Origin of the sequence: Bradyrhizobium sp. Ghvi, from assembly GCF_900115265.1 — a bacterium.
GTDB lineage: Bacteria > Pseudomonadota > Alphaproteobacteria > Rhizobiales > Xanthobacteraceae > Bradyrhizobium.
Genome location: NZ_FOVU01000008.1, coordinates 179,066 through 201,210 on the forward strand (window position 1 = coordinate 179,066; position 22,145 = coordinate 201,210).

General features: G+C 64.2%; 19 protein-coding genes. 7 read left to right on the forward strand and 12 right to left on the reverse strand.

Annotated features, from left to right (window positions below; genetic code table 11):
* Positions 1-84: 84 nt before the first annotated feature.
* Together BM374_RS27400 and BM374_RS27405 are read right to left on the reverse strand one after the other, a co-directional pair.
* The gene (locus BM374_RS27400; protein ID WP_092299527.1) at positions 85-930 is read right to left on the reverse strand and encodes a CmcJ/NvfI family oxidoreductase; all 846 of its coding nucleotides are present in this window, start codon (positions 928-930) and stop codon (positions 85-87) included.
* A 333-nt stretch (positions 931-1,263) separates the two neighbouring features.
* Positions 1,264-1,671: a hypothetical protein gene (locus tag BM374_RS27405; protein ID WP_092299914.1), complete on the reverse strand. Its 408-nt coding sequence runs from the start codon at positions 1,669-1,671 to the stop codon at positions 1,264-1,266.
* A gap of 359 nt (positions 1,672-2,030) precedes the next feature.
* On the opposite strand from BM374_RS27405, the gene glgC reads away from it, so the two are divergent.
* The gene (gene glgC / locus BM374_RS27410) at positions 2,031-3,293 is read left to right on the forward strand and encodes a glucose-1-phosphate adenylyltransferase (RefSeq protein WP_092299530.1); all 1,263 of its coding nucleotides are present in this window, start codon (positions 2,031-2,033) and stop codon (positions 3,291-3,293) included.
* Complete coding sequence (gene glgA / locus BM374_RS27415) at positions 3,290-4,741, forward strand: glycogen synthase GlgA (RefSeq protein ID WP_092299533.1); 1,452 nt, start codon at positions 3,290-3,292, stop codon at positions 4,739-4,741. The genes glgC and glgA overlap by 4 nt, the downstream gene beginning before the upstream one ends.
* 250 nt (positions 4,742-4,991) lie before the next feature.
* On the opposite strand, the gene BM374_RS27420 is transcribed toward glgA, so the two are convergent.
* On the reverse strand, positions 4,992-5,783 hold the full coding sequence (locus tag BM374_RS27420; protein ID WP_092299537.1) for a DODA-type extradiol aromatic ring-opening family dioxygenase: 792 nt from the start codon (positions 5,781-5,783) through the stop codon (positions 4,992-4,994).
* 156 nt (positions 5,784-5,939) lie between these two features.
* Between BM374_RS27420 and BM374_RS27425 the strand changes: the two genes are divergently transcribed.
* A complete protein-coding gene (locus tag BM374_RS27425; protein ID WP_092299540.1) occupies positions 5,940-6,119 on the forward strand; it encodes a hypothetical protein in 180 nt (59 codons plus the stop codon).
* Positions 6,120-6,126: 7 nt separating this feature from the next.
* On the opposite strand, the gene BM374_RS27430 is transcribed toward BM374_RS27425, so the two are convergent.
* Both BM374_RS27430 and BM374_RS27435 read right to left on the reverse strand, forming a co-directional pair.
* Positions 6,127-7,599: a carboxylesterase/lipase family protein gene (locus BM374_RS27430; protein ID WP_092299543.1), complete on the reverse strand. Its 1,473-nt coding sequence runs from the start codon at positions 7,597-7,599 to the stop codon at positions 6,127-6,129.
* Positions 7,600-7,679: 80 nt separating this feature from the next.
* Positions 7,680-7,928: a hypothetical protein gene (locus BM374_RS27435; RefSeq protein WP_092299546.1), complete on the reverse strand. Its 249-nt coding sequence runs from the start codon at positions 7,926-7,928 to the stop codon at positions 7,680-7,682.
* A gap of 191 nt (positions 7,929-8,119) precedes the next feature.
* Between BM374_RS27435 and BM374_RS27440 the strand changes: the two genes are divergently transcribed.
* The 4 genes from BM374_RS27440 to BM374_RS38775 all read left to right on the forward strand — a co-directional run bounded on the left by BM374_RS27440 (position 8,120) and on the right by BM374_RS38775 (position 12,124).
* Positions 8,120-10,807, forward strand: coding sequence for a flavin-containing monooxygenase (locus tag BM374_RS27440; RefSeq protein ID WP_092299549.1), 2,688 nt, complete (start codon positions 8,120-8,122; stop codon positions 10,805-10,807).
* Positions 10,808-10,939: 132 nt separating this feature from the next.
* Positions 10,940-11,215, forward strand: coding sequence for a hypothetical protein (locus BM374_RS27445; RefSeq protein ID WP_092299552.1), 276 nt, complete (start codon positions 10,940-10,942; stop codon positions 11,213-11,215).
* A 128-nt stretch (positions 11,216-11,343) separates the two neighbouring features.
* On the forward strand, positions 11,344-11,658 hold the full coding sequence (locus BM374_RS27450; protein WP_092299555.1) for a hypothetical protein: 315 nt from the start codon (positions 11,344-11,346) through the stop codon (positions 11,656-11,658).
* Between the two features lie 70 nt (positions 11,659-11,728).
* The gene (locus BM374_RS38775) at positions 11,729-12,124 is read left to right on the forward strand and encodes a hypothetical protein (RefSeq protein WP_177248560.1); all 396 of its coding nucleotides are present in this window, start codon (positions 11,729-11,731) and stop codon (positions 12,122-12,124) included.
* A gap of 49 nt (positions 12,125-12,173) precedes the next feature.
* Here the strand turns inward: BM374_RS38775 and BM374_RS27455 are convergent, their stop codons facing one another.
* The 7 genes from BM374_RS27455 to BM374_RS27485 form a co-directional block, all read right to left on the reverse strand.
* Positions 12,174-12,695 (reverse strand): septal ring lytic transglycosylase RlpA family protein, encoded by a 522-nt coding sequence (locus tag BM374_RS27455; protein WP_092299558.1) that lies wholly within the window; start codon positions 12,693-12,695, stop codon positions 12,174-12,176.
* A 152-nt stretch (positions 12,696-12,847) separates the two neighbouring features.
* A complete protein-coding gene (locus tag BM374_RS38780) occupies positions 12,848-13,015 on the reverse strand; it encodes a hypothetical protein (RefSeq protein ID WP_177248561.1) in 168 nt (55 codons plus the stop codon).
* Positions 13,016-13,169: 154 nt separating this feature from the next.
* Positions 13,170-15,680, reverse strand: coding sequence for a M56 family metallopeptidase (locus tag BM374_RS27460; protein WP_092299561.1), 2,511 nt, complete (start codon positions 15,678-15,680; stop codon positions 13,170-13,172).
* On the reverse strand, positions 15,677-16,069 hold the full coding sequence (locus BM374_RS27465) for a BlaI/MecI/CopY family transcriptional regulator (protein ID WP_092299564.1): 393 nt from the start codon (positions 16,067-16,069) through the stop codon (positions 15,677-15,679). Before BM374_RS27465 ends, BM374_RS27460 begins: the two co-directional genes overlap by 4 nt.
* A gap of 254 nt (positions 16,070-16,323) precedes the next feature.
* On the reverse strand, positions 16,324-17,976 hold the full coding sequence (locus tag BM374_RS27475) for an NAD-dependent malic enzyme (RefSeq protein WP_092299570.1): 1,653 nt from the start codon (positions 17,974-17,976) through the stop codon (positions 16,324-16,326).
* 319 nt (positions 17,977-18,295) lie between these two features.
* Entirely contained in the window at positions 18,296-19,294 is a 999-nt protein-coding gene (locus tag BM374_RS27480; RefSeq protein ID WP_092299573.1) for a tripartite tricarboxylate transporter substrate-binding protein, read from the reverse strand.
* 102 nt (positions 19,295-19,396) lie between these two features.
* Positions 19,397-21,727 (reverse strand): mechanosensitive ion channel domain-containing protein, encoded by a 2,331-nt coding sequence (locus BM374_RS27485; protein WP_177248562.1) that lies wholly within the window; start codon positions 21,725-21,727, stop codon positions 19,397-19,399.
* Between the last annotated feature and the right edge of the window lie 418 nt (positions 21,728-22,145).

A 22,145-nucleotide genomic window follows, 5' to 3' on the forward strand; every position in this document is an offset into this window, starting at 1 on the left:
CCCTGCCGGCGCAGCAACGTTCCCCGGTTCCGCTTGGTTCCGGGAATCCCGCCGAGTCGCACCCGGCGGGTCCATCACACATTGTTACTGTTTGTGAAAAACCGGCGTGCGCACCTCGATGCTCTCGCGCGGGGCGGCATCCGGCGGCGTGGTCGGATCAACAAAAGCGGTGTGTGGCCCGAAACGGGTCCGGCCGTCCGTGGCTGAGTCGTAGCATTTGAGCAGCAGCGCCTCATCCGGTGTCATTTCGGGGAAATAGAACCAGCGATGAGCAGGATTGTATTTCACCGAATAGGTCTCGCCGCGACGATTGGGATAGATCAGGTCTGATGCGACGAGATCCTCCGGCGCGACAGTCGTGCCGTCGGCCATCGCAAGTGGCGAATCCCGCAAGGGACCGCGGATCGGCCGCCAGAGATTGATGACCTGCACGCGGCCCTTGAGCAGTTCATCGGCCTCGTCAGGCAGATGCTCGCGTACGCGGTTAGCGCCGGAGACCGCGGTCTGGTCGACATGCACACGCGTCGCCGGCTGGCGCGGTCCGACACCGCGAATGTCGGCGGCACCCTCGACGCGCTTGCGTACGGTGTGGTCGAAGATGACAACGCGATCGGCCTTCAGCGTCGCCCGCAGGAAGGCTTCGACGGCGGGATAGTAAAGGCTGCGGATTTCCTCGTCGCTGTAAAAATCCTTCACCCTGTTGGGATGGCGTACCAGCGCAAAGCCTTCGCGATCGAGCGAGAAATTTTCCGCGACCAGCCGCGCATCGAAGATCGGCACCAGATGCGGCTCCGGGAGCGAGGTGGTCTTGGCCTCACCCGGCGGCGGATCGAAAGCGTAGGTGCGTGGTTTGCCTGAAACAGGCGCGAGGTAGTTGAGTTCAGCGGTGACGAAAGGAAGCGATTCGATTCTTGTTTGTTGCAGGCCCATGGCCGGTCTCCCGATGTGCTCGTCGGGATGATCTTTGAGGGAGCAGGACGCGGCGCAAGTGAGCAGTGCAAAATAGCAAGGGGACTGTCGTTCTCAGCGGGAAATGCAGAACGAAACTGTCGACGAAGCTGATTGGGTTGGAATAGGCGCCGTGCACTTCACGGACGCTTGAGAGCCATGTGAGCCTCTTGCCGCGGATGCCGTGCATCACCGTAAGCGCGTCGAGGCGTTTCGACGCGCCATGGCGGTGCGCTGCCCGAGCCCATTTACGAAAGCCGTATGCGTGGCTGCTTCACGCGGACGAGCGATCGACGACCTCGTCCGCCTTCGCGGTCACCAATAGCGGCGATAGTAGTGACGGTAGTACGGCCTGTAATAGCCGTAGCGATAGCCGTAATAGGGACGATAGGGCCGGTAGTAGGGCCCGTAGCCGTAACCGTAATAGGCCGGCGCATAGCCATAGCCGTAACCCGGATAACCGTAGCCGTAATACGGTCCCCCGCCATAATAACCGTACGGTGCTCCAGCGATGGCGCTGCCGATGAGGGCGCCGGCCGCGAAGCCGCCCAGTCCCCATCCCCAGCCGCCGCCGCGCCAATGCACCTGGGTGACGTCATCGCCGGCCGCGGCCTTCATGGTCGCGACATGGGTCGGCATCGGCGCCGCGGCCGCCTGCCCGACTTGGCCGGCCATGACCCCGACCGTCAGCGAGCAGGCAATTGCCATTTTCCAGATACTCATCGTCTTACTCCCTGTCTGACGTTTCGTTTGGAAGAGCATCGCAAGCGCATGATCGGGCATCCTTGCGCCAAGTCAAAGGCCGGAATTAGCGTGCAATGCACAAGACGTCGTGCATGCCTCATTTGTGATCAGCCGATGACGTCTCGTCCACACCGATGTGACGTCAGGACATGGGTACGGGAGGCCCGCGCGCCGGGGCAAAACGTTAAGCTTCCCATCCGTTCGCAACCAACAAGCATCTTCCCGATTTACTATTCGTACCGTTACTATCGGTTCCAATGACGCGCGGCCGGAAGGCACTTCGCGAGGGCCTTGGTTTACGCCAGAATTTGGCTTGCGCCAGACAAGGGGAGGATGACATGAGTGCCGCCGGAACTGAGCCGCTTGCCCGCCAGGCTTTGGCGTTTGTCCTGGCCGGCGGTCGCGGCAGCCGGCTGCTGGAGCTGACCGACCGGCGCGCCAAGCCCGCGGTCTATTTCGGCGGCAAATCCCGCATCATCGATTTCGCGCTGTCCAACGCGGTGAACTCCGGCATCCGCCGCATCGCGGTCGCCACCCAGTACAAGGCGCACAGCCTGATCCGGCATCTGCAGATGGGCTGGAACTTCTTCCGCCCCGAACGCAACGAGAGCTTCGACATCCTGCCTGCAAGCCAGCGCGTCTCGGAGAACATGTGGTACGTCGGCACGGCGGATGCGATCTACCAGAACATCGACATCATCGAGTCGCACGCCTGCCGCTTCATCGTCGTGCTCGCCGGCGATCACATCTACAAGATGGACTACGAGGTGATGCTGCGGCAGCACGTGGATAGCGGCGCCGACGTCACGGTCGGCTGTCTCGAAATGCCGCGCGCGGAATCTTCGGGCTTCGGCATCATGCATGTCGACGAGAATGGCTGGATCCAGCAATTCCTCGAGAAGCCCAAGGATCCGCCGCCTATGCCGGGCAAGCCCGATGTCTCGCTCGCCAGCATGGGCATCTATGTGTTCAACGCGAAATTCCTGTTCGACGAGCTCAAGCGCGACGCCGAGGATCCGAACTCCAGCCACGATTTCGGCAAGGACATCATCCCCTACATCGTCAAGAACGGGCGCGCCATCGCGCATCAGTTCTCGACTTCCTGCGTCCGCTCCGGCAGCGACCCTCGCGCCTACTGGCGCGATGCCGGCACGGTTGATGCCTATTGGGCCGCCAACATCGATCTCACCGACGTGGTGCCGGAGCTCGATCTGTTCGACCGCGCCTGGCCGATCTGGTCCTATGCGGAGATCACGCCGCCCGCCAAGTTCGTCCACGACGAGGAGAGCAGGCGCGGCCAGGCCGTGAGCTCGCTGGTCTCGGGCGGCTGCATCATCTCCGGCGCGTCGCTGCGCCGCTCGCTGCTGTTCACCGGTGTGCGCATCAACTCCTATGCCAATGTCGAAAATGCGGTGATCATGCCTTACGTCAATGTCGGACGCGGCGCTCGCTTAAAGAACGTCGTGATCGATCGTGGCGTCGAGATCCCCGAAGGGCTCGTGGTCGGCGAGGATCCCGAGCTCGACGCCAAGCGCTTCCGCACCACCGAGCAGGGTATCTCGCTGATCACCCAGCCGATGCTCGACAGGCTCAATACATGACGCCTGTTCGCGTCCTCGCGGTCGCTTCTGAAGTCTACCCCATCGTCAAGACTGGCGGCCTCGCTGACGTCGCCGGTGCGCTGCCGATTGCGCTGAAGACGCATGGCGCCGAGATGCGCACGCTGATGCCGGGCTATCCCGAGGTGATGCGGCGGCTCACGGGTGCGGACGAGATCCGGCGCTGGCCGGATTATTTCGGCGGCCCGGGCCGCCTGCTTGCGAGCTCTCACGAGGGGCTCGACCTGTTCGTGCTCGACGTGCCGCATCTCTATGCCCGGCCGGGCAATCCCTACGTCACCAGCGATGGCGTCGACTGGCCTGACAATGGCGTGCGCTTCGCAGCGCTGTCTCGCGTGGCGGCGGACATCGGCCGCGGCCTGGTTCCGGCTTTCATGCCTGATGTCGTTCATGCCCATGACTGGCAGGCCGGGCTCGCGCCAGCCTATCTGCACTACGACGGCGGACCGCGACCAGGCACGGTGATGACCATTCACAACATGGCCTATCAGGGCAAGTTCGACCGTGCGCTGGCGGATGGGATCGGCCTGCCCAGGGACGCCACGTTCGACGTCCACGGCCTCGAATATTTCGGCGGCATCAGTTTTCTGAAAGCCGGCCTGCAGTTCGCCGACCGCATCACCACGGTATCGCCGACCTACGCGCGTGAAATCCAAAGCGACGAAGGGGGCATGGGGCTCGGCGGCCTCTTGCGCGAACGCTCGAGCGCGCTGAGCGGCATCCTCAATGGCATTGACGTCGAGGTGTGGAATCCAGAAACCGATCCACACATCGCCTATCGCTTCGGCAGCGAGGACCTCGCGTTCCGGGCCGCGAACAAGGCGATGCTGCAGCAGCAGTTCAATCTCGATTCCTCCGACGAAGCGCCATTGCTTGGCGTCATCAGCCGGCTGTCCTGGCAGAAGGGGCTCGATCTCCTGCTCGAGGCGATCCCGACGATCCTGGGCCAGGGCATGCAGCTTGCGTTGCTCGGCAGCGGAGATCGCGATCTCCAGGACCGCTATCAGGCCGCCGCGCGCGCCAATCCGGGCCGGATCGGCGTCATGATCGGCTATGACGAAGTGCTGGCGCATCTGATCCAGGCCGGCTCCGACGCGCTGCTCGTTCCCTCGCGGTTCGAGCCGTGCGGGCTGACCCAGCTCTGCGCCCTGCGCTATGGCGCGATTCCCATCGTCTCTCGCGTCGGCGGCCTCGAGGACACCATCGTCGATATCGGCGAAGCCGGACGTGACGCCACCGGCTTCAAGTTTGGCCCGGTCACGGCAGATGCTCTCGCCGGCGCGCTGCGCAACGCGAATGCCGCTTTCCATGACAAGGCGAGCTGGCGACGGCTGCAATTGAACGGTCTCGCGACCGACGTATCCTGGCGCAACCGTGCCGGCGAGTATGCAGCGCTGTATCGGAGCCTGGTGGCTTCCCGCGGCGCGTGAAGCCGGACGTCGCCAACATCATCACCATGCAGCTCGCCGGCAGCATCTGGTGATGAAGTCGCCCTAAGCGAGGTGCACGTTGATGCGCCCTCTCCCCTTGTGGGAGAGGGCAACGACGCCACTAGACACAAACTCGCTCGGGTGAGGGGTCTCTCTCCACGAGTCCAACTCTCATTTCAATGCGCGGATAGATACCCCTCATCCGGCGCTTCGCGCCACCTTCTCCGACAAGGGGAGAAGGAAACAACCATCACCCAAACACATACGACGCCATCGCGACGCTTGCGACCTCGTCGACGAAGACACGCTTGCCCACGTCGTTGCCGGCCGCCCCTGCCGCGACCATCAGCGGCAGAAGATGATCTTCGCGCGGATGGGCGAGACGCGCGCTCGGCGCGGTCTCCCAGTCGACCAGCATGGCGTTGCGACGCGCCGCATCCGCGCTGATCGCCTCGTTCAGATAGGCTTCGAAATCGTAAGAGACGGGTTTGGACTCCGCTCGCCCGAAGCCGCGCATGTTGTGATAAGTGAGCCCGCTGCCGACGATCAGAATGCCCTCGTCCCGGAGCGAGGCAATTGCCTGCCCGACCTTGATGTGCTCGGCTGCGTCATAGCTCGACTTCAGCGACAGCAGCACGATCGGCATATCGGCGTTCGGATACATCAGGCCGAGCGGCACGAAGGTGCCGTGGTCAAAGCCCTGATTGGCGTCCTCGCGGCACTCGAGCCCGGCGCGCGCAAGCAGTGCCTTCACTTCTGCTGCGAGGGCGGGCTGGCCCGGCGCCGGATATTTGATGTGGTAGGTATGCTCGGGGAAACCGTAATAGTCGTACACCATCGGCGGATGCGCCGAGGTCGATACGGTGAAATCATCGGCCTCCCAATGGCCGGTGATGACCAGCACCGCCTTCGGCCGCGCGGGCAGAAGCTGCGGCAAGCGGCCAAACTCCGCAGCGGTCTTGGCATATTGCACCCGTCGATCCTCCATGAAGGGCCAGGGGCCGCCGCCATGAGACAGGAACAGGGTCGGAAATCGCGTCATGTGTGCTGGCTCTCGAGGACATCATGCGCGTGTAGCTGCCCGCGCGCTTCGCAGCGAGCATAGGCAAACCCGTATGGTTAGCAAGTCGTTAACGATTTGCCGCCCAAAATCCTGATGTGGCCGAAGCAATCGGCCAGAAGACAAGCGGGTTGTGAGATGAAGAAGTTTGCGCTGGGGGACGTCGTCAACAGTGACAAGGGCCGCCGCGGCGTCGTTCGCGCCGCCTACCGATCGAAGGAAGGCCAGCAGTTCTATGCCGTCGAGAAGGACGGCGCGATGGACTATCTGGAGGAAGAGCGCCTGACACTGGCGCCGCGCGTCGAGCTCGCGGCCTAACTCCAGCTCATTTCCCGCTCTCGCGCCTGAGTCGGTCCAGACGTTCCGCGAAGGGATCGTCGCCACTCGCGATGCGATCATTGCCGATCAGCAGCTGATGGTCGCGGTCCGCGGTGGCGTCCCAACGCGGCAGCTCTGCGCCGTTGGGATCGCCGCTCCTGGCGAAATTGATCCAGTAAGCTCGCAAGCTGTTTGCGACCTCGCGATCCCGCCGCGAGAAGATCCCGGCCCCAGGCACGCCCTCCACGCCGAAGATGAACTGCAATTCGCGCCCATGGCCTTCGTCGGGATTGGCGCGCCTTGATTCCGGCACATAGGCAAAGCGATAGCGGAAGGTGGGCGCGCCGGTTGCGGCATGAAGCCGGGCAAGCATGCGCACCGGTTCGGAGAAGACCTTGTCGGTGTAGAAGCGCGCCGCAAGGTCAGACGGTCTCGCGGCATCAGGATAGAGCTTGCGCAGCTCATCGATGCTCTCACCCGATGACGACAGAGTCTCCTTGACTTCCAATTCGCTGTCGAAGCGGGTCTCATCGTCGTTCGAGCCGATGATCAGGGGAATACGGCTCTCGTGTCCCATCGCAAATCCCGCGGCGATATCTTCCGTTACCAGGTTTCCATCCATCGCCGGCGCAAAGCCGCGCGGTGATTTTTCCAGCACACGCTTTTCAGCCGCGAGCAGGCGCGACGGTGCGACGGCGCGCAAATCCGCCTCTTGCCCGAGCGCGGCGACAAACTGTCGACCTATGGCCTCGGCCTCCTGCGGCGACGGCAGGCGCGCGCGGCCGGGTATCGATTGCAGAATCGCTTTCTGGAAGAGATCGCGTGATTGGCTGCACAGCATCAGAAGCGCGATCGATGTCGCGCCGGCGCCGTTGCCGAACAGCGTCACGTTGCTCGCATCGCCGCCGAAGGCAGCGATGTTGTCATGCACCCAGCGCAGCGCCGTGATCTGGTCCATCAGGCCGAAATTGCCGGAGCCGCCGTCCGACAGTGCGGGATGGCTGAGCCAGCCGAGCGCGCCCAGGCGGTAATTCACGGTGACCAATATGAGCCCGGCCTGCGCGAGCCTTGCGCCGTCGAACAACGGATCGTTAGCGGTCCCCGCGACAAAGCCGCCGCCATGGATGAACACCATCACCGGCAACGGCCCGTCGACGCCGAAGGGACGAAAGACGTTGAGCGTGAGGCAATCCTCGCGCGCGACCGGCAGCGAGGGTTGAGGGCATGGCGCCCCATACTCGTAGGCCGTGCTCATCTCCGAACTCTCGGGCAACGCCTGCGGCGGACGCCAGCGCAGCCTGCCGATCGGCGGCGCGGCATAGGCCAGCCCCTTGAAGGATGCCACCTCGCCTTCGACCGCGCCGAGCATCTGGCCTTCGCGCGTCAATGCAAACGGAAACTGGCCGACTGCCTGCGGGACGGCGGCACCGGCCCAGCAAAGACATGAAGAGGCCGCAAGGAGCGTAAACAGCCACCGCATCTTGGGATCTCGAGGCGCGGGAAGGTTCCCTTGCAGATTACGTCTGCGGCTCGTGGGGAGGCAAGCTCTGCGGTGTCGAGCTACTTGGCCTTGGCAAGGATCTCCGCCAGCGCACGCCGCGCGATGATGCCGAGTTCGCCGAGCGTGGAGTGGCCGGCCTTCGCGGCCTGGATCAGACGCTCGGCGATGAACTTGCGGCTGTCATGATCACCGCCATGCGGCAATTGGCGACACGTCTCCTCCAGGACGACGTCCATGTTGGCTTTGGTTCGCTCACTCAACTCTGTCATGACGCCGGGCCGGTACGCGTGGCTTGTAACCGCAAGCATACACAGACGGATCGGGCATGATTAGTCCGGGTAATCACGGCCATTGTGCATCACGACGCGTGTAGCGGTGCGAGATTCACCTGGCCACGATGCCGCCGCAAACGACCACCGAAGATTGCACTTGCTCTGATGACAAGCTGAACCTGCAGCGATAGCCTGCCGGCAAAACAAAACATACGGGAGGAAATGCGATGTCTGACGCAACGGTTGCTACACGTGCCTCCGAAGACCGGGGAACCCCTCAGCAGGTCGACGTCGCCGTGGTCGGCGCCGGATTTGCCGGCCTTTATCTGCTTCATCGGTTGCGCCAGGCCGGCCTCTCGGCCGTCGGGCTCGACGAAGCCGGCGATGTCGGCGGCACCTGGTATTGGAACCGCTATCCCGGCGCCCGATGCGACATCCAGACCATCGACTACAGCTACACGTTCGATCCGGAACTCGACACGGCCTGGACCTGGTCGGAGAAATACGCGACCCAACCGGAGATCCTGCGCTATCTCGGCTTCGTCGCGGACCGCTACGATCTGCGCCGCGACATCCGCTTCAACACCAAGGTCACCGAAGCCAAATGGGATGAGAAGACCGAGCGCTGGCTCATCACCACCAACAACGGCGCGCCGGTTTCCTGCCGCCACTACATCATGGCCACCGGCTGTCTCTCCGCACCGAAGCCGCCGGAGATCGATGGCGTCAAGGACTTCGAGGGCGAGGTCTATTTCACCGGACGCTGGCCGCATGACGGCGTCAATCTCGCCGGCAAGCGCGTCGCCGTGATCGGAACCGGCTCGTCGGGCATCCAGTCGATCCCTGTCATCGCCGAGCAGGCCGCGCATCTGACCGTGTTCCAGCGCACGCCGAATTTCGCCCTGCCTGCACACAACGGCCCCTCGCCGTCCGATCGCAAGGAGCTGTTCCAGAGCGATCGCGCGGCCTATCGCGCGCAGGCGCGGCAATCAATGGCCGGCGTGCCCTATCCGCAGCAGACGGAAGTGAGCTGGCAATTGAGCGATGCCGAGCGTCGTGAGCGGTTCGAACGCGCCTGGGCGGCCGGCGACCTCGTCCACATCCTGTCGCAGCTCTGGGCCGACCAGGCGGTCGATCTCGACGGCAACAGGATCGTCCAGGACCTGATCCGCGAAAAGATCCGCGCGGCCGTCAACGATCCCGAGACGGCGGCGGCGCTGATGCCGGACGATCATCCGTTCGGCGCCAAACGCCCCTGCCTCGAAACCAATTACTACACGACCTACAACCGGCCCAATGTCACGCTGGTCAATCTGCGCCAGGAGCCGATCAAGGCGATCACGGCAAGCGGTATCACCACCGGCAAGCGCAACTTCGATGTCGACGTCATCGTGTTCGCGACCGGTTTCGACGCCATGACCGGCGCGATCCGCGCCGTGCATCCGATCACCGGGCGCGGCGGCAAGTCGCTCAGCGATGTCTGGGCGCACGGGCCGCAGAGCTATCTCGGCCTCACGGTCGAGGGCTTCCCGAACTTCTTCATGATCACCGGGCCCGGCAGCCCGTCGGTGCTGTCGAACATGGCGGTCTCGATCGAACAGCATGTCGACTGGGTGGTGGATCGCCTCACGGCGCTGCGCGACGCCGGCTTCACCACGATCGAGCCGACCCCAACGGCGCAGGCCGGCTGGAACAGGCACATGGCGGATTGCTCGATGCTGACGCTGCACCGCCTCGCCAACACCTGGTACACGGGCGCCAACGTGCCCGGCAAGGCGCAGGGCCTGATGCCCTATACCGGCGGCGTCGGTCCCTATCGCAGCATTTGCGACGAGGTGGTCAGCCGCGGCATGCTCGGCTTCAGGCTGGCAGGCCCCAACGTCGCAACGCAATGCAATGACGGTGAGGTGGTGCGGCTGCAGCCGGACGTGCGGCTGGTCCTAAATCTGCTGGAGTCGCTCAACCTGCCGCCGATCGAGTCGATGGGTGCGATCGGCGCGCGCGCCTTCGTCAACGAGTTCAACAAGAGCCGGCCCGCGGGACGGCCGATCGGCGAGATCGTCGATGGCCGACTACCCGGCGCCGACGGCCCGCTGCCGTACCGCCTCTACAAGCCGGCAACGCCGGGGCCGCATCCGGTCGTGGTGTATTTCCACGGCGGCGGCTGGGTGCTCGGCGACGAGCAATCGGACGAGCCGTTCTGCCGCGACATGGTACGGCGGACCGGCATGATGTTCGTCAGCGTCGGCTATCGCCACGCGCCAGAGCACCGTTTCCCTGCTGCGGCCGAGGACGGGTATGCGGCGACGCGCTGGATCTCGGAGCATCTCGCCGAGCTCGGCGGCATCCAGGGGCCGGTGCTGGTCGCAGGCTGGAGCGCCGGCGGCAATATCGCGGCCGTGACCTGTCAGCTCGCGCGCGACCGTGGCGGGCCAGAGATCTCCGGCCAGCTCCTGGTGTGTCCGGTCACCGACTGCAGCTTCGACCGGCCGTCCTACAACGACAACGCGTCAGGCTACTTCCTGACGCGGTCGCTGATGTACTGGTTCTGGGACCTCTACTGCTCGCCTGATGATCGCACCGATCCGCGGGTCTCGCCGCTGCGCGGCAAGGTGGCCGGCTTGCCGCCAGCTTTCGTGGTCACCTGCGAGTTCGATCCGTTGCGAGACGAAGGTATCGCCTATGCCGAAGCGATGGCGGCCGCCGGCGTCCCGGTCGAGCAATTGAGGGCGCACGGCCACTTCCACTCGTCCTTTGCGATGGTCGATGTGGTGATCACCGGCGTTCAGGGCCGGATGCAGATGGCGGAAGCCTTGCGGCGTTTTGCAGGAATTCCGCCGGAGGTCAGACGCGGCGACGAGAGCAGCCATGGCCTTGCCAGCCCGGGGCACAAAATCGCGGCGGCCGCGAGTTAGCCCGCGACCGGCCGGGAACCCTTTCCCGGCGGCCGCGTTGTCGAGGCGTGGCATTGAGATGCAGCGATGGGTATGGGCCCTGGCACGCAGGCCTTTGCGTGCCAGGGTTCTTTTTTGCGTGAGGGGGACGATATGGGGGACGCATCTGTCAGCGATTCAAAGGTCGATTTCGCCGCGCCCGCAGTGCTGCAGAAATGGCCGTCGCTGGGAAATCAGCGCCTTCCGGACCGTGCGCCCTATCAGGTCAGCGAAGGCACGCTCGATGCCTGCATCTCGGCCTTCATGCAAAAACCTGCGCCGACCCGACATCTCTACGAGATCCGCACGGCGGCCCAACCGCCGCTGGTCACTGACATCCTGTCGCCCGAGCATGTCATCGAGCTGTCGCGGCTGAGAGACTTTCTCTGATTGCCGGAAACCGCACGCACACGACAAACGTCTTGCTCACTTCAGCCAGCTCGGCAGGAACTTTCTTCCGGTTTTTCCCGTTAACGGAGATCGGGAAGCCAAGTTGTATCAAGACGTGAGTGTCTGAGATGCTTGAAGCTGTGCCATCCCCGGTCGTGCCCTATGGCGCCGACCAGACCCTGTTCGTGGTGATCGATCGCCTCGACGAGGCAACCGAGATTCGTGTCGAACGAAACGATCTCGACACCGCAATCAGCGAGATGGTTGCAGGCTGTTTCACCGATCCGATCAAAGTGATCTCGTTCAACACGCTCGAACACTGGATGCACGACATTTCGACCGATGTCGCGGGCGAGATCCAGGCGCGCTGCGATATCGATGGCATGACGCTGCCCGACTATCTCAGCGATTTCGTGGAGAGCCACAGCGAGAGCCGCAGCTGATTTCGTCCCGCTTTCGCAACACATCAAATTGCAGGCAACAAAAAAGCGCCGCTTCCGCGGCGCTTTTCGTATGTCGCTCTCAGTGATGCCAGAACAACGCCAGCAGCAGGATGATCGGCAGCGGCACACCGAGCAACCAAAGCAAAGCACCTCGTCCGAAACCCATGATGTCCTCCTCCTCTTGCCTCGCCGGGATGACGCCGGGAAAAAGGAGAAGTTCCGCGCCTCGCAGCGAGGCGGAATGCAATCAGAGCATGGAACGCCGGACTTAGTTGCTGCGCCGCCTGCTCGCGATGACCTCGATCTCGCGGCGGCGTTCGCCCGCGAAGGTCAGGAGCTTTTCGATCGTTGGCGTATCCGTGATCCGTTTGGCAAGCCGCTCGGCGCGCGCAGCCTGATCTTCGAGATACTGGATCGTGTTCAAGCGCGGTCTCCCCAAAGCCCCGAATTTGCCGGACGCTCATAGTGCGTGAGAGCCGCTAACAGCCGGTTAAGCGCAGCGCGCCGACAGCGCCCTATTGCACCACGTCGAGCCGGACATTGGTGACACCCTTGTCGAGCATGCCCAGTGCCTCGGCTGCAGACGGCGAGACGTCGACCACGCGTCCGCGGACGAACGGTCCGCGATCGTTGACCCGGACGGTCACGAAGCGGCCGGAGGACACGTCGGTGACGCGCAAGCGTGTGCCGAACGGCAGCGTCGGGTGAGCTGCCGTCATCTCGTCCTTGTCGAACTTCTCGCCGCTCGCGGTCTCGGTGTCCGAGTAGAAGCTCGCCACGCCGTGCAAGGCGGGCTTCGCGTCGGCGGCTTCATCGGGAGCACGCGCCCGGCTGACGGGATGCGGATGGAGCGCCGCCACGCGGTGCGGCCGCTCGATTGCCGCCTGCCGGCTGGTCGCGCCAAGATCGGCCCTCTGGCGGCCAACCGGCGATTGCGCGCAGGCGGCAAGCGAAGCGGCACCGGCGATGGCGAGCAACAACCGGCTCGAGGTTACCAATGAAGTCAGGGGAGTTTCGGCACGTGCGAAGCGAGACATGATACGCCCTCCGAACAACCCCAAGTTTCGGTGGGCAATGAGGGCAGAACCTTGGCTGAACAGAAGCGGCCTTGAGGCCAGCTTCGTTTCGCGCCGGCTGTGATGAATCCACCACAGTCACCTGTCCTGAATCGGCACAGGATGACCAATGATCAGCCCGATACGACGCGCCAGACGATCGGCCGCGTCTCTGGCCGGGCCTCGCCGGCTTCGGCGCCGCCCCTGATGAGCCGTATCAGTTCACGCCGATAGAGCAGCCGCCAGCCGGTTTTCAGGCTGGCGAGAAAGTCGAGCTCCCGTTGCGTCAGCGTGCACATCATGAACCCGATCCGACTGCGGGCCGTGCCAATCTTCCAGGGCTGCGGCCGAACCGAAAAGGCGCAGGCTACCATACGTAGTGCTACATCATGTAACACTACGCCCCGGTGATCGCAAGCCGGATTGGCGGCATTGCCGCTCCATCCCCGGCACGCTCTAGAAATTCGGCCCGAGCGCGATCTTGGTGATCGTCCCGTTTCTGACGCCGATACGCCATTCCGCCGCGCCGTTGGCGAACTGGGCGACATAGATGTCGCTGTCCAGCGCCGTGACGCCGCGGAACGAGACCGCGCGCAGCGCCCCGAGCCGCGCAAGGATCGCCTGATCGAACGGAAGCTGCGCACGCGTGATGTTGGCCACCTCGGTGGTCATGTGATCGTAGTCCGGCTGGCCCTTGGCGATGCCCTCGAGATATTGCCGCAGCATCGCCTCGCCATTGGCGATCGGGACGGCGCGACGCGCGGCGCGACCCGGCCGCGCCACGAGGCTCAAAGCCTCGACGTTGTGGAAGCGCGTCTGCCGGCCTGGCACCAGGACCTCCATGCACTTGCCCGACTTGTCGGCAATGACCCATGGACTGTTCACGGTGGTCAGCGCGACCCAGGTCATGTCCGACCGGACAACGCTGTGCGCCCTGCGCTCGCCGTTCGCATCGAGATTGAAGACCTGAATATCGTCCTCGGTCTCGTTGTAGAGCATGATCCGGATCGGCGAGGTGCCGGCGCGAGCGCGCACGCTCACCTCTTCGGCACAGGAGACGATGCCGCCGAGTTCGTCATTGCCGTCGGGCCGGAAAGTCACATCGCCCGCCTTGCCGTCGGGTTCGAGCAGCACACGGAATTCTGCCGTGCCGTTCTCGAACTTGGCACCATAGATGTCGTAGCCGCCGGGTCCGACACCGCGGAAGAAGATCGACTCGATCGGCCCTAGCGCTGCGAATGTTGCGCGCAATTCGTCGAGCCGACCGCGGATAGCGGCCGCGAGCGGCGCGCTCATGCGGTCATAGTTCGGCGTGCCGCGGCGCAGGTCTTCGATTCCGGTCAGAATGATCTCCTTGCTGCCCGCAGCCGGGACCTGCTCCCGGAACCTGTCAGGCACTTCTGCGAGGCGGCGGGCGAAGTCGGCCTCGATCGCCTGAGCCGCCGCCGCATCGATCCGCTGCGCGAGGCGAGCGCCGGAGACCGCGCTGTGGACCAGCACGCGCGACACTTTGGCCGCATCATCGCGCAGGAAGATCAGCAGGCGATCGCCGTGGAGGGAGAAGGCATCAAGGCCCTCGGCCAAGGCCAGTGATCGACCCTGCCCGGTCTCCTGCACCTGCAGGCGATCGCCGTCGCGCCGCACGGTGAGCACGCGGTTCGGCGCGACCCGGTACCAGCCGACATATTGATCGAGCGAGACCGGATCTGCGGCCGGCGTCGGCATCTCGGCGATGCGGGCAGCGCGCACGTCGCGGCCGTTCATGTGCAGCATCAGCTCGGACGAGCGACGCTCCGCATCGACAGGGAACGTGATCTCGCCGAACGAGGCCGCGTAGGACGCCGTGCCGTCGCTCGCAACGGTCATGCGCAGCCGACGCTGGCCGGTGAGCTGCCCGTAGATCTCATCGCCCTCGCGAAAGATGGCGAACACCGAGGCGGGGCCCATGGCATAGAAATTGACGAACGGATGGTAGTGCTCGGCCGGCGCCTGGCCGAGATCAGCGCCGGCGGGCACGGGATCCGGCGTCCGATATGCGATCATGCCGGCCGACACGATCACCACAGGCACGATCGCGGCCGTGATCCACAGCCGCTTGCGCCAGCCGACGGCAACGGGCATGGCGGCCGCCGCGATGATGCGCTCGACGCGCGCGCGCACGGTCGAGACCTGCGCCATCGCCAGCTCCATCGGCCGCGGCTTCACGGAGGCGACGTCGAGCAGGATTTCGGCATAGGACAGGCGATCATCGATCATCTCGATCGCCCGGGCGTCGCTGATGATCTCGGCGAGTTCCGCAAGACGCGCAAGCTGCCACCAGGAGAACGGGCTGAACCAGAACATCACCCGGTTGAGCGAAGCCAGCAGCAGGACGTAGAAGTCCCTGTTGGCGACATGCGCGCCCTCATGCGCGAGCACCGCGAGGCGCTTTTTTGCGTCCCAACCGAAAAACTGCGGCGGCACCAGGATGGTCGAGCCGAAGGTGACGGGGCCGCCGACGTCGCGGCTGACACGCACATCGGCATCGATCATGCCTTTCACGGGCTTGGCGGCGCGCGCCAGGCGCCAGGTCAGGCAGAGGCCGATGGCCAGGCGCAGCAGCAGCAAGCTCGCGATGCCGACATAGACGACGGTGGCGACCATCCACCAATTGATCGAAATACCCGCCTTTCTCGTCGCTGCGATCGTAGCATCGGGCGCGATCGGCAGGGACGGTTGTGGCCGCTCCAGCATCGAAATGTTGGTCGGCCAGGATTCGTCCGGCACCGGCACGGACAGAGGCAGCCGATCGATGGTGAGCGTCGGCCAGTGCATCACGACCGGCATCGCCACCGACGCCAGCAGTACGACGACCCATGCCGTCATGTGGATGTGCGGATTGCGCACGCGAAACAGTCTGAGACCGATCCAGACGACGCCTCCCAGCGCGAAGGAGCGTAACGCCGCCTCAGCCAGAGCTGCGATCATTCCTTTTTCACTCCCCTCGCCTTTTTCGCCTTGGCCACCTGGTCGGCCAGCGCGCGCAATTGCTGCTGGTCGAGCATCGCATTGTCCACCATGCCGACGAGGACTTCCTCCATCGAGCCATTGCAGAACCAGTCGACGATGCGCTGTACCGCCTTGGCCGCGACGCGCGCGCGCGCCTCGGTAGCGTGGTAGACATAGGTGCGTCCGTCAACCGTATGGCGAGTATAGCCCTTTTCTTCCAGCCGGCGCAGCACCGTGCGCACCGTCGATTCCTTCAGATGCCGCGACAGCCGCTCCCGCACGATTTCGGCCGTCACTGGCCCATGGGCCCATACTATCTGCATGACCTCATGCTCGAGATCGCCCAGGTCGGGCAAACGATCGTCCATGGCGGCTTACCTGAGTTGAGATTCTTGTAACGCTACGGAGCGTCGCATATAAGGCCAGGGCAGACAATGGCGATTCCGGCAGTGCCCGGCGTTGCTACGCCGTCATGCCCGGGCTTGTCCCGGGCATCCACGTACTTCGTACTCCACGGCAAAACGTGGATGGCCGGGCATAGGCGAGCGGAAGCGACGCCGTCCTTCGGACGGCTATGCCCGGCCATGACGATGTGGCACCGTCAGCGCAATAGTCGCAAGCCTCAGTACTTCGGCTCGTACATCTGCGACTGGACCAGGGTCTTGACGTCGTTGGGCGCGGGTCCGTCAGCGAGCCCTCGCTGAAAAGCGACGTCGGCGACAGCCGCCGCAATGCGGACCGACACCTCGCGGATGCGCGGCAACGCCGGATAGAGACTGCCCTGATCGAGGTCCTCCTTCCCGACGCAATTGGCCAGCGTATGGGCAGCCGCCATGAACATCTCGTCGGTCACGAGCCGCGAGCCACTCGCGATCACGCCGAGACCGACGCCGGGGAAGATGTAGGAGTTGTTGCCCTGGCGCGGCACGAAGGTCCGGCCGTTCAGCTTGACCGGATCGTAGGGACTGCCGCAGGCAAACAGCGCGCGGCCCTCGGTGTAGCGATAGGCATCCTCCGCCGAGCACTCGGCCTTCGAGGTCGGGTTGGAAAGTGCGAACACGATCGGCTGCTCATTGAGCTCCGCCATCGTCTTGAGCACCTCGGGCGTGAAGGCACCGCCGACCGCGGCGACGCCGATGATCGCCGTGGGCTTCAGCGTCTTGATCGCAGTGAGGAAGTCGGCGATCGGCGGCTGGTCCGCATGCGCATAACGCAGCTTGTGCCCGGAGAGGCCCTGGCGGGCGCTGACCACCAGGCCGCGGGAATCCACCAGCCAGTTGCGCCGGAGCGCCTCGGCTTCCGTTGCCCCCTCCGCCATCATGGCGGAAACCACGAGATCGGCGATCCCGGTCGCCGCCTCGCCTGCCCCAAGGAACAGGATGCGCTGATCCCTGAGCTTGCCGCCGCTCACCTTCAGCGCCGAAAACAGGCCGGCGAGCGCAACCGCTGCGGTGCCCTGGATGTCGTCATTGAAGACGCAGGCTTCATCCCGGTATTTGTGCAGCAGCTTGAACGCGGAGTGATTGGCGAAGTCCTCGAACTGGATCAGCACGCCCGGAAAGGTTTTTCGCGCGGCCGTCATGAACTCGTCGACGAAGCTGTCATAGGCCTCACCGGTGAGGCGTCGCTCGCGCAGGCCGAGATAATAGGGATCGCTCAGCAGCTCTTCGTTGTTGGTGCCGACATCGAGCACGATGGGCAGGCATTGCTCGGGATGCACGCCGGCGCAGGCCGAATAGAGCGAGAGCTTTCCAACCGGAATGCCCATGCCGTTGGCGCCGAGATCGCCGAGACCTAGAATGCGTTCACCATCGGTGACGACGATCAGCTTGGCCGGATAGGGCCAGTTCTTCAATATCTCGGCGATCTGGCCACGATCGCGCGAGGAAATGAACATGCCGCGTGGCCGCTGGAAGATCAGCCCATATTTCTGGCAGGCGAGCCCGACCGTCGGCGTGTAGATGATCGGCTGGATCTCGTCGATGTTGTCGACGACGACACGGAAGAACAGCGCCTCGTTGCGATCATGCAGCGCGTTCAGGGCGACGTATTTTTCCAGGTCGGTCGGCAGCGCGCGCAAATTTGTCAGCACGCGCTCGACTTGCGTCTCCATCGTCAGCACGCACGGCGGCAGCAGGCCGCGCAGGCCTAGATTGGCGCGCTCCGCCTCGGTAAAGGCCGTGCCCCTGTTGAGCAAGGGATCGCGCAGCAGCGTCATGCCACGTGCAGAATCGGGTAATGCCGGTTGGGCAACGACGCGGGCAGGTCTATTCACGAATTCCCCCAGGAAGCTTCACATCGAACCACGACATTGTCGGCCACCGCTCAATTGAGATCAAGGACCGAGCGAGGCGCGGGACGATTGTGATCTCGCACCGCAGCGAGATTTTCGCGAACGATCCGCAATTGCGCGCGACGCAAAGGTTAATGCGAGAGAGCTCTCGCCCGTCATTCCCGGGCGCGCGTCAGCGCGAACCCGGAATCCATTGCGCGGCCGTCTCTGCGGCTCGATGGATTCTCAGGTGCCCAATTGCGCACCGCAGCTCTCGCCGACGCGCGCCCCGGAATGACGAAAGAAACCTGCGGCAATAGCGTCATTCCGGCTTGATATCCGCAGCCTTCACGACTGGCCACCATTTCTCGATCTCGGCCTTTTGGAAGACGCCGAGCGCTGCGGGCGATTGCTGGTCTGCCGGTGGAATCTCCTGGCCCAGCTCGGCAAAGCGCTGCTTCACGGCCGGATCGGCAAGAGCTGCTGTAATTGCCGCGTTGAGCTTTGTGACGATCTCCTTCGGCGTGTTCTTAGGTGCCCAGATGCCATGCCAATAGGAAATATAAAGCTCGGGCAGCCCCGCCTCATCGACCGTCGGGATGTCGGGCGCGGAGGCAAGGCGCGTCGGCGAGGTCACCGCGAACGCCTTGATCGCACCGTTCCTGTATTGCGGCAGCGAGTTCGAGGCCTGATCGAACATGATATCGATCTGTCCGGCGACAAGATCGATCATGGCGGGCCCGGCTCCACGGTAGGGCACGAACTGGAAGTCGGTGCCGGTCTTCGCCTTGAAGAAGACGCCGGCAACGTGCGCGCCGGTGCCTGCACCGGCCGTCCCCGCGGTGGCCTTGCCGGGATTGGCCTGCAGCCAGGCGATCAGCTCCTTCAGATTGTTCGCCTCGAGCGAGCTCCGGCCGACGATCAGCTGCGTCCCCATTGCGACCAACGCGACCGGCTCGAAATCGGCAAACACGTCGTAAGGCAGCTTGAAGATCGCGCCGTTGAGCACATGCGTGCCCCAATGGCCGATGGTGATGGTGGTGCCGTCAGGCGTTGCGCGCGCGACCCGGGCGCCGGCGATGCTGCCGGAGGCGCCGGCGACATTCTCGACCACGATCGTCGCATGCAGCTCCGCTGCGATCCGTTCCGATAAAATTCGCGCCAGCGTATCGGTCGGCCCGCCGGCCGCGAACGGGACCACCAACGTGATGGGACGGGACGGGAATGACTGAGCATGACCGGGAGCGTTCCACACGCCGCATCCGATCATCAAGCACATGACGATGACATGACCGCGCAATCCGGCCCATAGCCCCCGCATCGTCCTCTCCCAAGCGTCTTGTCGCCCGCATGTCGTCAGCGGGCTGGAGCGCGAGTGAACGCTGCCGGGTGGGCGGAGGCAAGCGGTAAGTTGACCTGGCCGCTATCCCGCGGCTCGCCGCGGCGCGAGGTTTGCGGCGTGATCTGCCGGCGGCGCGACGTGCATCAGGAAGGTCTGGGTCGCGGACGCGACCTCGATGCCGTGCTGCTGGAAGCGCTGCTTCATGCGGCGGTTGAACTCGCGCTGGACCGGCCAGCGGCCCGCCTCGGTGCAGCGGATCTGGCCGACGATCGACACCATCGCACCGTCGACCTTGTCGATACCCCAGAGCTCGAGATCGCCGCGGATCAACGGGCGGAATTCCGTCTCGCGGCGCATCTCATCGACGATCTCCTTGAGGATCTGGCCGGCGCGGTCGGTATCTTCCTTGTAGGCGACGTTGACACTCACCGAGGCATTCCCGGCGCCGCGGCTGGCATTGGTGATGGTCGTCACCGCGCTGAACGGCACGATATGCACGGCGCCGTCGCCGGCGCGCAGGCGGATGGTCCGGATCGAAACATTCTCGACCACGCCTGACAGGCCCGACACGCTGACGGTGTCGCCGACCTGGACCGTATTCTCCAGCAGCAGGAATAGGCCCGTAATGAGATCCTGCACCAGCTTCTGCGAGCCGAAGCCGATGGCAATGCCGACGATGCCGGCGCCGGCGAGCAGCGGGGCGACATTGACGCCGATTTCGCTGAGCGCGGTGAGGCCGACGACCGTGGCGATCAGGCACAGCAGCGCCGTCCGCAGCATCGGCTGGAAGGTGCGCAGGCGTGCCGCGCGGGCATAGTGTCCGTCGCGCGACAGCGTATTGATCTGCCGGTCCAGCAGCGCATTGCTGACCTCCCAGATCGCCGCGGCGATGATGACGGCGACGCCGATCGTCGCCACCGCCGAGAGCAGCCGGCTGCCGATCTGGCCGCCATAGAACCAGACGATGGCATCGACGCCCCAGACCTCGAGCACGGCAACGAAACCGATGAAGGCGATCACCGCGGAGACGATCTTGCGCAGCAGCGGCAAGTAGCGATTAGCGCGGATCTCCAGTCCCGGAAAGCGATGGAGGATCTCCGGCTGGATGCGAAAGCCGCGGTCGATCAGGCTCAGCGTCACCATGATGGTAACGCGGGTGATCAACGCTACTGCGATGGTGCCGACGAAATATTGCAGCAGCAGCGAATAGCCATTGTGGATGTTCAGCGCCCAGACCGCCCACAGCGCCAGATCGAGCGCGATGGCCAGATAATGCCAGCCGCCGGCAATGCGATTGCGCAGGCGCGCTGCGATTCCTTGCCGCTCCGCCGGCGCGCGGATGGCATCGGCGACCTGGCGGCGGCATTGCAGGATGATGACGACGACGAACAAATGCACCACCAGCATCACCATGCGCACCAGCGCGGCGTAGCCGGCGCGATGCAGGCCGAGCAACAGCGCCACGTTGGCAAAGGCGATGCCTGATACGGCGACCCCGACGATGCGGCGCGCCCAGATCTCGACATAGGCCGCAGTCTCGGCGCGCACCGGAAACAGGCCGAACGGGCCGGCCAGTGCGCGAACCACACAGATGAGCCCGCGCGAGAACGCATAGGCATTGACGACAGCGAGGATCACGAGGCGAACGGTGGCGGGCTCGCCGATTTCCGTTCCGAGCAGTGCGGTCGCCAGACCGACGAAAACGACCACAGGAAGCAGCTCGAACAACAGTCGTCCCAGCACGAAGGGCAGCCGCAGCAACAGCTGCCAGACGCGCGCCAGACTGTGCCGGTGCTTGTGCAATTCAGGCTCGGGGGTGACATCCACGACCGATGGCGGCGGATCGGCAATGGGCAGAGTCTGCGCTGCCAGGCGTGCGGTCTGCGGCACATGCCCTTCAAGAAACGCGACCGGACGCCGGATGAGGCGGACAGCAACCCATTCGGCCGCGAGCGCGCAGCCGAACACCAGCGCCAGCTTCCAGGTGATTTCGATCAGCAGATTGTACGCTTCGGGATCGTTGGCGGTGTCCACGATCCAGTAATAGAACGCCCAAAAATGCGTGAGCGTCCGCGCCATGTCGGCGACGTCGCGCGAGATTTCGCCGATCTCCTCCGATACCGTGAGCAGAAGTTGCGCGCCGAGGCCATCGGCCGAGAGCGGGATCGGCGATTTCTGCTCAGGCGCAGGCTGCTGCGGACCGGAGGCATTCGCGATCGCGCGCAGCGTGTCGATCATTTGAGCGCGCTTCTGGCCATCCTGGAGCGTTTCGAGTGCACGCCTGGCCTCGTCAGGCGACAGCGCTGCAGCACTATTGCTCGCTGGCGCAGGCGGCTCGGCGTGGGCTGAAGAGAACGACGAAATGGCAAGAAAGAAGGCAGCGAGAAACGCCGAGGCAAGCTTGTGCGACACACGGATTCCCCAAGAGTAAATGAAATGCGCCGGCGGAATCGTGACCGCGCGAAGCACTGCGTCATGTCGGATCGGCGCTATTCGCCCCGATCCTGTGTCGGAAGTTTGCCGACCAGACGACAATGTCTTGGCATTTGCCGCATCGCAGGGGGTTCAAAACGCACAGCGCCGGGCAGGTAGGGGCTTTGCCTCACTGATGCAGCCCTCTAGACCTTGACCCGGCGTGCCGTTCGCGGTTTGCGCCGCTATGCGATAGTCCGAACGAGCTCCATCGCACTTAACGCGGCTGGATTTGCGGAGGTGGTGTCATAGACCTCCCCTTGCTCATGAGGTGGACGTTACGCGTCGCTTATTTGCGACCACATCCATGGTCCTCCCCCCACATAAAACTGTCAAGCGGCGATCAATGGCCCGAGGA